This is a genomic window from Streptomyces sp. NPDC059900 (assembly GCF_050270335.1).
GTDB lineage: Bacteria > Actinomycetota > Actinomycetes > Streptomycetales > Streptomycetaceae > Streptomyces.
Genome location: NZ_JBNNJZ010000999.1, coordinates 1 through 1,769, shown reverse-complemented (window position 1 = coordinate 1,769; position 1,769 = coordinate 1). Strand labels below are relative to the sequence as shown.

Genomic DNA, 1,769 nt, shown 5'->3' with positions numbered 1-1,769 from the left:
CCCTACGAGGACGGGCTGCGCCTGATGTCGGGCCTGGACCTCGGCTTCGTCACCAGCCCCGTCGTCTTCGAGGGCTGCACCGCCAACTGGGACAAGGACTACGCCTTCGTCCTGCGGCACGTACACGCGGAACGAGGAGCCCAACGGGGCCTCATCAAGCGGCTGTGCGAACTGCGGGACGATCCCGGGCGCGACGGCGGCGACCTGACCGACGAGATGATCGCCGCCACGGTCACCTCCCTGTTCGGGGCCGGCGCCATGAGCACGTACGTGTTCCTGCTGCACGCCGTGCTCACGCTGATCCGCCACCCGGAGGCAATGGACCACCTGCGAGAGCACCCCGAGGCGATGCCGCGGGCGGTGGAGGAACTGATGCGCTTCACCCTGTCCATCGGCGACGGACTGCCCCGCATCGCCCTGAGCGACGTCCAGGTCGGCGACGTACTGGTGCGGGCCGGAGAGCTGGTCCTGGTCTGCGTGGAGGGAGCGAACTTCGATCCGCGCCAGTTCGCCGACCCCGAGCGGTTCGACCCCGACCGCTCCCCCAACGCCCACCTGTCCTTCGGAGCCGGCCGCCACTTCTGCCCCGCCTCAGCGATCTCCCGCGTGCACGCCGCCGAAGCCCTCACCGTCCTCCTGCAGCGCCTGCCGCGGCTCCGGCTCGCCCTGCCGGCCGACCAGATGACCTGGCGCACCGGCAACATCAAACGCGTTCCGGAAAGGCTCCCGGTCCTGTGGTGATCGCGCGGCGCAAGCTCTGCCTCAGGAGGAACAATGAGCGCCATGAGCATGGTGGAAGACGTCGATGTCCGCGGTATGCAGCACTGCGAGACGACGGCGCTGGGCGTGCTGCTGCGCCACGAGGGGCTCGACTTGTCCGAACCGCTGCTGTTCGGCCTCGGCTCCGGGCTGTCCTTCGTCTACTGGGACAGCAAAGCCCTGGGCTTTCCCTTCCTGGGAGGCCGGGTCAAGCCGTTCGAGCTGACCCGGAACCTGGTCACCGTACTGGGGCTTGAGCTGGCGGTCGCAGAGACCACCTCGCCCCGCAAGGCATGGCAGAACGTGGCAGCCCCCATCGACGCCGGCCGGCCGGTCGGCCTGCAACTCGACAGCTACCACCTGGACTACTTCAGCACCAAGGTGCACTTCGGCGGACACGTCGTGGCCATGTACGGCTACGACGAACAGAACGCCTACCTGGTGGACACCGACCCGCAGGGCGGAGCCGTGACCACCAGCCTCGCCGCCCTGGCCAGGGCAAGGGGCGAACGCGGTCCCATGGCCGCCAGGCACCGCTCCTTCACCATCACCGCGCCCGGCGGCCTGCCCTGCCCGCGGGACCGGATCATCCCCGCGATCAAGACCTGCGCCGATGCCTTCCTCAACCCGCCCATCGCGAACCTGGGCCACCGGGGCATCGAGAAGGCCGCCGGGCAGGTCCCGAAGTGGCTGCGGCGCAGCGACGATCCGGGCCAGGACCTGCCGCGGGCGGCCCTCCTCATGGAGAAGGCCGGCACCGGCGGCGCCCTGTTCCGCAATCTCTACCGCGACTTCCTCGCCGAGTGCGCCCAGCTGATCGACAGCAGGCATCTGCGCACCGGCCACAGCCTGTACGGCGAGGCCGCCGCCCTCTGGTCGCAGGTGGCCGCGCTCGTGGCGGCAGCGGGCACATCCGCGCAGGCGAGCGATCTCGTACAGGCCGGTTCGCTTCTGCACGATCTCTCGCGCATCGAACGCGAAGCGATGCGGGCGCTCAGCATGCTCTAGAC

At 69.7% G+C, this 1,769-nt stretch carries 2 protein-coding genes; both read left to right on the top strand.

All coding sequences use genetic code 11. From position 1 onward, the window contains the following. Positions 1–741 (top strand): cytochrome P450 (locus ACQKIP_RS46610; RefSeq protein WP_427745780.1); only part of this gene is annotated, 741 nt, incomplete at its 5' end. Between the two features lie 42 nt (positions 742–783). Next, positions 784–1,767: a BtrH N-terminal domain-containing protein gene (locus tag ACQKIP_RS46605; protein ID WP_365853518.1), complete on the top strand. Its 984-nt coding sequence runs from the start codon at positions 784–786 to the stop codon at positions 1,765–1,767. Positions 1,768–1,769 lie beyond the last annotated feature (2 nt).

Coding starts and splice junctions, on each gene's coding strand:
- ACQKIP_RS46605 (WP_365853518.1), top strand. CDS start 784: ATGAGCATGGTGGAAGACGTCGATGTCCGCGGTATGCAGCACTGCGAG.